This window comes from Fusobacterium perfoetens (assembly GCF_021531595.1).
Taxonomy (GTDB): Bacteria; Fusobacteriota; Fusobacteriia; order Fusobacteriales; family Fusobacteriaceae; genus Fusobacterium_B.
Map to the genome: position 1 here is coordinate 45,035 of NZ_JADYUD010000013.1, position 7,884 is coordinate 52,918.

Below are 7,884 nucleotides of genomic sequence, written 5' to 3' on the forward strand. Positions count from 1 at the left end.
TTTTCAAATAAAGAAAAATAGGTTATAATAAAAGGTACTATTTTTTTAGGAGGTTTTTAATGCATAATAATTTTACAGAAACAAAAAAAGGAAAGGGATATCCTAAGTCTTTCTGGCTTATGTGTGTGACAATAGTTTGGGAGAGATTTGCATATCACGGAATTTCAACTCTTCTGGTGCTTTATTTTACAGCTCAGGTTATTCAGGGAGGGATAGGTCTTTCAGTTAAAGAAGCAACAGCTCTTTATGGAACTTTCGTAGGAATACTTCATCTTACTCCACTTATAGGAGGATGGCTTGCAGATTCTTATCTTGGACAGCAAAAATCAGTAATACTTGGAGGAACTTTTGTAGCTTTAGGGGATATAATTTTATTTTATAGTCCTGTTAAGGAAGTTTTATATCTTGGGCTTGTGTGTATAATAATAGGAAATGGATTTTTCAAAGCCAGTGGAAGCAGTCTTATAGGAAATATTTTTTCAAATGAAGAGCCAAACAAAAAAGAGGTTGCGTACAGTATCTTTTATATGTTTATAAATTTAGGTTCTTTCCTTGCACCTTTTACAGCAGGAATTGTATCAGATAAAATTTTTGCTGTAAGAGATGCAACAGGAACAGTTCTTCATTTTGGATACAGAGAGATGTTTTTAATAGCAGGGCTTATGGCTTGTGCAGGAACAGTTCTTTTCATACTTACAGCTCCTAAGTATCTTGGAGAAATAGGAAGAAAACCTTTCAAGAAAACTTCAGAACAGGAGAAGACTAATATTTTTACTTATAAGTTTTCAAAAAGTGAGAAAAAAAGAATTCTTGCTATGGGAATAACAGCTGTTTTTGTTATTTTATTCTGGACAAGTTTCTATCAGTCTTTCAGTTCAATAACTCTTTATGCAAGAGATCATGTAAACAGAAATATAGGAAATTTCCAAGTTCCTGTTCCATGGTTTGCTGCTCTTAATTCAATACTTGGAATAGTTCTTGCTCCTGTAATTGCAGAAATATGGAAAAAATTTGGAAGTAAAGGATTTACTACTCCAGTTAAAATGACAGCTGGAATTTTTTCTATGGGAACAGCTTTTGCTCTTATGACACTTTCTGTTATTTCAACAGGAGGAACAGAAAATGGAGTAAAAGCAGGTATGATATTTATAGTTCTTGCTTATTTCTTTAATACAGTTTCAGAACTTTGTATAGCTCCTATAGGAATTGCAATGTTTAACAGACTTGCTCCAAAAAGATTTTCAACTTTCTTTATGGGAATGTGGTATATGACAATGTTTGTAGCAAGTTTTATTTCTGGAAGAGTTGCAGGATATACTCAGAATGTTGGTTTCTTAACAATATTTGCATCTCTTTCAACAATACTTTTTATTATGGGATTTATACTTTTCAGTATAAGAAAGTACCTTAATAAACTTATGATGTCTTAGAAAATATAAAAATATATGTTCTGCAAAAGCTTAAAAAATAACTTATAACAGCGTAACAGTGAAATAATAAGTAAAAAATATTACACGAAAAACAGTTATAATGATATAATAAAAGCAAGGGATATAATATAAAAAATTTTTTAGGGAAACAAAGATTGTTTATGGGTAAAGGCTTTAAAAAATATCTAATTTTTAAGGAGACTGACTATGAATAATCAAACTACAAACAGAATAGTAATGGTAAGACCAGCAAAATTTTATTTTAATGCAGAAACAGCAGTGAACAATCATTATCAGAATTCTGACAATCAGGATAAGGACAAAGTAAATCAAAAAGCTTTGGAAGAGTTTGATGCCCTTGCAGCTAAAATAGCAGAAAAAGGAGTTCAGGTAAATATTATTCAGGATACATATAATCCAAGCACTCCTGACAGTATATTTCCAAATAACTGGTTCAGTTCACATGAAGAAGGAATTTTATTTTTTTATCCTATGTTTGCAGAAAACAGAAGAGAAGAAGTAAAAAAATTCAGAGGAAAACTATATGATATAGTTAGAAGAGAAAATCTTAAAATCGTTGATTACAGCCTTAAGGCAGAGGAAAACATCTTTCTAGAAGGTACGGGGAGTATAGTCTTAGACAGAAAAAATAAAAAAGCTTATTGCTCGTTGTCTCAGCGTTCAAATGAAGAACTATTTAAAAAATTCTGTGCAGAGACAGGGTGCAAACCTGTTGTATTTTCATCTTTTCAAGATGATTATCCTATATATCACACAAATGTAATGATGAGTATAGGGGAAAACAGAGCTATTATATGTCTTGACTGTATAAAAGATGAAGCTGAAAGAGAAAATGTAAAAAGAGAACTTTTAGAAAGTGGAAAAGAAATAGTAGAAATTTCTCAGAAACAGGTTAAAAATTTTCTAGGAAATACTCTTGAATTAAAAGGAAAAGATGGGAAAAGATTTGTGGTAATGTCTGAAACAGCATACAGAGCACTTACAGATGAACAGAAAGAAAAAATTTTAAAAGATACAGAGATAGTTCATTCTGATGTGCATACAATAGAATATTATGGTGGAGGATCTGCCAGATGTATGATAGGTGAAATTTTTTAAAAAATTAATATAGAGGTATAAGGTAATTGTAATATTTTGAGGAGGAGAAATTATGAAGAATACTGAGAAGAAAGGGAGACTTTCCAGTTTGTTTAAAAGTTTCACTGACAGGCTTAATGGAAAAGAAGCACCAAAGAGAATAGATACGAGCAAAATGTCAGATGAAGATTTCTGTAAGCTTGTACTTGTTGAACTTGGAGGAATAGAAAATCTTCTAATGATAGATTCATGTATAACAAGACTTAGACTTGAAACAGCAGATATTAAAAAAATAAATGTAGAAAGACTTGAGGCACTTGGATCAGAAGGTGTTATAAAAGTAGGGGAAAACAGAGTGCAGATAATATTTGGAGAAAAGGCAGCTCTGCTTGAAAAATACTACAATAAAATGAAAAGAGATATAGAAGAGAAACTTCATAATCATAAGAAATAAAAAAAGAACCGCTGTAAATAAGTTTGCAGCGGTTCTTTATATATTAAATAAAAAAATTAATTCATATGAAGAAGCATTGTTGCCATTTTAAAATATATAACAAGGGCACATGCATCAACTATTGTAGTGATAAGAGGACTTGCCATTATAGCTGGATCAAGTCTTAATTTTTTTGCTACAACAGGAAGAATACCTCCCACAACTTTTGCAATTACAACAGTGGCAAAAAGGCTTAAGCACACAACGGCAGTCATTGTAAATCCTATTTTATCAAAATAGAATATTCTTAAAAAGTTTACAAAAGCAAGAGTGAATCCAACTATAATACTTACTCTGAATTCTTTCCATAAAATTTTCCACACATCACTTGTTTTAATTTCTCCAAGAGCAAGTCCACGAATAACAAGTGTTGATGATTGAGAGCCTGCATTTCCTCCAGTATCCATAAGCATAGGAATGAATGCAGCAAGAATAACTACAGACTGAAGAGTATCTTCATATTTTCTGATTATAGTTCCTGTAGCTGTAGCTGAAATCATAAGAATAAGCAGCCATAAAATTCTGTGCTTTGCAAGAGAAAGAACAGAATCTTTTAAATATTCTTTGTCAGAAGGCTCCATTGCAGCCATTTTTTGGAAGTCTTCAGTATTTTCCTGATCAATTACATCTACTATATCATCTATTGTGATAATTCCAACAAGTCTGTTTTCCATATCCACAACTGGCATAGTAGAAAGGTCATAGTGTCTGAAAAGGTCAGCTACAATTTCACGGTCTGTGTCAACTTGAACCTTTTCAAAATTGTCAGTCATAATATCTTTTATAAGAGTATCTTCTTGATTGACAATAAGCTCCCTTATAGGAACAGTCCCTTCAAGTTTTCTTTCCTTGTCAACTACAAAGCAATCGTTTATAGTTTCATTTTTCATTCCTTTTGCTCTTATTCTTTCAAGAGCTTGTTTGATATTCATATCATTCTTTAGAGAAACATATTCAACAGTCATAACACTTCCAGCACTGTCTTCTGGATATTTTAAAAACTGGTTAATAAGTTTTCTGTTTTCTGCAGAAGTATTTTTTAAAATTTTAGCAACAACACCTGCAGGCATCTCTTCAACAAGGTCCACAGTATCATCAAGGAACATGGCATCAATAATTCTTCCAAGTTCTTCATCACTGCTGGACTCAATTATTTCCTGCTGTTTTTCTGAAGAAAGATATGAAAAAACTTCACTGGCAGTATCTTTTGAAAGAAGTCTGAAAGCCTTTATAGTATTTTCTTTTGAAAGTGTTTCCAAAATAGATGCAATATCTATAGGATTTAAAAGGCTGAGCTCATTTTTTACCTCCAGCAGAAGATTTTTTTCAAGTGCATCAGATATACGAATCATAATAAATACACCTCCTGTTTAAAAAATTTTTATATAATAGCTTAACATTAATTGCATGAAAAAAGCAAATATTAAAATTTTTTTATTTACTTATAGAAAATTAAAATTTATAAATTTAAATAAAAAAAGAGTAGCTGTAAATTTTTAAAAATACAGTATACTTTTTTAAATTTAATTTAGTCTAAGCCATTGAAATTTTCTAATTCAATAACATTATCATTTGACATTTTATTGAAACATCTGTTTTTCAATCTAAGAATATTTAAAACTTCTTCTTTTGTTTTATTAACAGCTAAAATTTTAAAATTATAATCAAATACAAGAGAAGATAAAGGAATGCTTTGTGTGCTTCTTACTGTATGTCCTTCTTTAAACCATTTTACTTTCTCTTCTAAAAAATTACCAATTTCTTCATTTTGACCATAACATATGAATAATAAATCACTTGCATTTTTCCAAACAGCTAGTGCAAGAAAAACTTTTTTACTTTTAAAAGATGAAGCTTTTTCTAGTGTTGTATCATTGAATGTTGCCTGCCATGATTTTGCACTAAAACTTGCTGATTTTACTTCTAAATAAACTTCATCATTTTCAGAGAGTTTGCAGTCAAATCCATGTTTTTCAATATTAACTAATTTAAACCCAAGAGTATATCCTGCTATAGAATCTCTTAGTTCATTAATAAAAGTATCTGTATCTTCTTTATTAAATTTTTCTTGAATTTTACTTACACATTGTAAAACTTCGTGTCCTTCCACCATAAAATCACTGTTTATAGGGACAAAATTACCTTTTTTAAATAGTTCTAACATGACAATCCTCCCATATATTATTCCATTTCATATACTTCAAAATCTTCATCTTTATTTTTAGATTTTAAGTAAGTTTTAATTCTATATTTCATTATTTCATCTACTGTTGGTTTAATATTTAAAATTTTACAGTTATTATAAACATCACTTTTTTCATTTACAGGTTCTTTAATCTGAATAAGTATATATTTATTGTTTCGTAAATCTTCAGAATTAACTTCATAGACTGCTTGAGCGAGAGTACCTGAACCAGCAAAATAATCTAAGATAATATCATCTTTTTTAGTAGAAATTCTAATTAAGAATTTTAATAGTTCAACAGGTTTAGGAGTATCAAATAAGCCATCTATACCTAATTTTTTTAAGTCATTAGTCCCTTGTCTTGAATAAAAGTTTAATACAGAAGGAACATTATCTTTAGATTCGTATAAAAAATGTTTTGCATACGGTCTTCCATCTTTAAAAGAGAGTCTATTATCATTAAAAAGTTTTATAAATTTATTATCGCTTGACCATCCTCTCGTGGCTAAAGGTTCGAGCTCTAATCCTATTGAATCAATTTTAACTCTTCTTGGCTTACCTGGTGTAGATAAATCAACAGAAAAAAATATATCTCCATTTTCATCTATATTTGAATAATTTTTTAGCCAAGTTATATTATATTCTAAGCAATAATCTTTAATTATTTTTTTTAATTCTTTATTAGCGATTTCTAGTCCTTTTTCATTTAAGATATCTCTTACTTTTTTTGTAAGTTTATTTATCATTTTTCTATCTTCTGGTATTTCCATTCTGTTTATCTGAAATTTATGAAGCTTATTTTTATTTTTAGCAAAACATAAAATATATTCATGAACAGTGTTAATATGTTTAGCATTGCTTCTTTGAGCTTGCTTTGTTATAAATGTTCCGACAAAATTTTCTTTTTCAAAAATATCATCACATATTAATTTCAAATTTGCATACTCATTATCATCTATACTTATAAATATAACTCCGTCTTCTTTTAATAAATTTTTTGATAATTCAAGACGCTTTTTCATGAATAAACCCCAAGTAATACTTGATGTTTTATCATTATAACTTTTACAGCTCTTTGTATTATAAGGGGGATCTATATAAATCATTTTTATTTTTCCTGAAAATTTTTCAAATTCAGTACTTTTTAAAATATCGTAGTTATCCCCTATGTAAATTTTATTTTTCATATCTTATTTTCCTTTAGGTCTTGTGAATATATAAATTGTTTTTTAATAATAATTTATATTTTTCATTTAGTTTAACATATTTTCAAGATAATAGCAATAGCAAAATTGATATAGTATATTTAATTAAAAAGAATTATATAAAAATAAAAGAAGAAATTTCTTTTTCTGAATAATAAAAAAGTGTATTGGTACGATTTTAAAAATATTTTTTGAAAAGCTTGCTAATTAGAGTATAATTGTAATGGAAAAAATAAAAAAGTTACCAATTAGGGAGGAATTTATGTATAAATATCTGTTTGGACCAGTACCTTCAAGAAGACTTGGAATATCTTTAGGACTTGATTTAGTAGCACCAAAAACTTGTAATATGAACTGTGTATTCTGTGAATGTGGAGTTACTCAAGAACTTACAACTGAAAGAAAATCATATATAGATGTAGAGGAAGCAAAAAAAGAGATAAAAGATATATTAAAAACAGTAAAACCTGATTGTATAACTTTTTCAGGAGATGGAGAGCCTACTCTTAGCAGTGATCTTGGTGAGATGATAAACTGGATTAAAGATAATACAGATGTAAATGTTGTTGTTATTACAAATTCAGGGCTTTTACATGATAAAAAAGTAAGAGATGAAATTAAAAGAGCAGATATTGTTATTCCTACACTTAATAGTGCAATAGAACTTACAATGAAAAAAATAAACAGACCTAAAGCAAGTATATCTTTAAAAGAAATAGAAGAGGGAATAAAAGCTTTAGGGGAAGAGTTTACAGGAAAAATATATCTTGAAACATTTATCATAGAAGGAATAAATGACTCTGAGGAAGAACTTAATGCCCTTTATAGTTTTCTTAAAGATGTAAAGTATACAAAGCTTCAGCTTAACAGACTTGACAGACCTGGAACAGAAAAATGGGTTCAGCCTGCTTCATTTGAAAGACTTGATTTTATAAAAAAATATCTTGAAGAAAAAGGTCTTCATGATGTTGAAATTTTAGGAAAATTCCATATAGCAGAGCAGGAAAAAATTGAAAAAAATGATGAACTTGTGGAAAATATGAAGTCTAAAAGGGTATATTCTGAGGAAGAACTTAATGCAATATATAAGTAATCCCCAACAAATAAACCTTTGGAATATAAGAGATTTTTTAAGTGTTGTAAAAAAATATAAAAAAAATGAAAAAAATTTATTGACAAAATAATGGAGATAAGATATAATCAATCTTGTTGAAGGCGCCGCTTTAGCTCATCTGGTAGAGCAACTGACTTGTAATCAGTAGGTGATTGGTTCGATTCCGATAAGCGGCACCATTGGTATGCCCCGTTCGTTCAACGGTTAGGACATCAGATTTTCACTCTGGAAACAGGGGTTCGATTCCCCTACGGGGTACCAAACTCATAACTAAATATTTGGTGAGGTTCCCGAGTGGTCAAAGGGAGCAGACTGTAAATCTGCCAGCACAGCTTTCGAAGGTTCAAATCCTTCCCTCA

The 7,884-nt window shown here is 29.5% G+C and carries 7 protein-coding genes and 2 tRNA genes; 6 read left to right on the forward strand and 3 right to left on the reverse strand.

From position 1 onward, the window contains the following. Positions 1-59 precede the first annotated feature (59 nt). From I6E17_RS07895 to I6E17_RS07905, 3 genes are all read left to right on the forward strand, one after another. Positions 60-1,430, forward strand: coding sequence for a peptide MFS transporter (locus I6E17_RS07895; protein WP_176829259.1), 1,371 nt, complete (start codon positions 60-62; stop codon positions 1,428-1,430). Positions 1,431-1,637: 207 nt separating this feature from the next. After that, complete coding sequence (gene ctlX, locus I6E17_RS07900) at positions 1,638-2,549, forward strand: citrulline utilization hydrolase CtlX (protein WP_235236608.1); 912 nt, start codon at positions 1,638-1,640, stop codon at positions 2,547-2,549. A gap of 52 nt (positions 2,550-2,601) precedes the next feature. Beyond that, positions 2,602-2,982 carry a PTS transporter subunit EIIB gene (locus I6E17_RS07905; protein ID WP_235236610.1) on the forward strand — a complete coding sequence of 127 codons (381 nt, stop codon included), beginning with the start codon at positions 2,602-2,604 and terminating at the stop codon, positions 2,980-2,982. A gap of 56 nt (positions 2,983-3,038) precedes the next feature. Here the strand turns inward: I6E17_RS07905 and mgtE are convergent, their stop codons facing one another. From mgtE to I6E17_RS07920, 3 genes are all read right to left on the reverse strand, one after another. Then, on the reverse strand, positions 3,039-4,373 hold the full coding sequence (gene mgtE / locus I6E17_RS07910; RefSeq protein ID WP_235236611.1) for a magnesium transporter: 1,335 nt from the start codon (positions 4,371-4,373) through the stop codon (positions 3,039-3,041). 176 nt (positions 4,374-4,549) lie between these two features. After that, positions 4,550-5,185 (reverse strand): hypothetical protein, encoded by a 636-nt coding sequence (locus I6E17_RS07915; protein ID WP_235236613.1) that lies wholly within the window; start codon positions 5,183-5,185, stop codon positions 4,550-4,552. 17 nt (positions 5,186-5,202) lie between these two features. Beyond that, positions 5,203-6,393: a site-specific DNA-methyltransferase gene (locus tag I6E17_RS07920; RefSeq protein ID WP_235236615.1), complete on the reverse strand. Its 1,191-nt coding sequence runs from the start codon at positions 6,391-6,393 to the stop codon at positions 5,203-5,205. 280 nt (positions 6,394-6,673) lie between these two features. Here I6E17_RS07920 and I6E17_RS07925 point away from each other — a divergent pair, with 280 nt between their 5' ends. The 3 genes from I6E17_RS07925 to I6E17_RS07935 all read left to right on the forward strand — a co-directional run bounded on the left by I6E17_RS07925 (position 6,674) and on the right by I6E17_RS07935 (position 7,786). Then, entirely contained in the window at positions 6,674-7,504 is an 831-nt protein-coding gene (locus I6E17_RS07925) for a radical SAM protein (RefSeq protein ID WP_235236617.1), read from the forward strand. 124 nt (positions 7,505-7,628) lie between these two features. Then, positions 7,629-7,704 (forward strand) — tRNA-Thr (locus I6E17_RS07930). A 7-nt stretch (positions 7,705-7,711) separates the two neighbouring features. Beyond that, positions 7,712-7,786 (forward strand) — tRNA-Glu (locus tag I6E17_RS07935). The last annotated feature ends 98 nt before the right edge of the window (positions 7,787-7,884 follow it).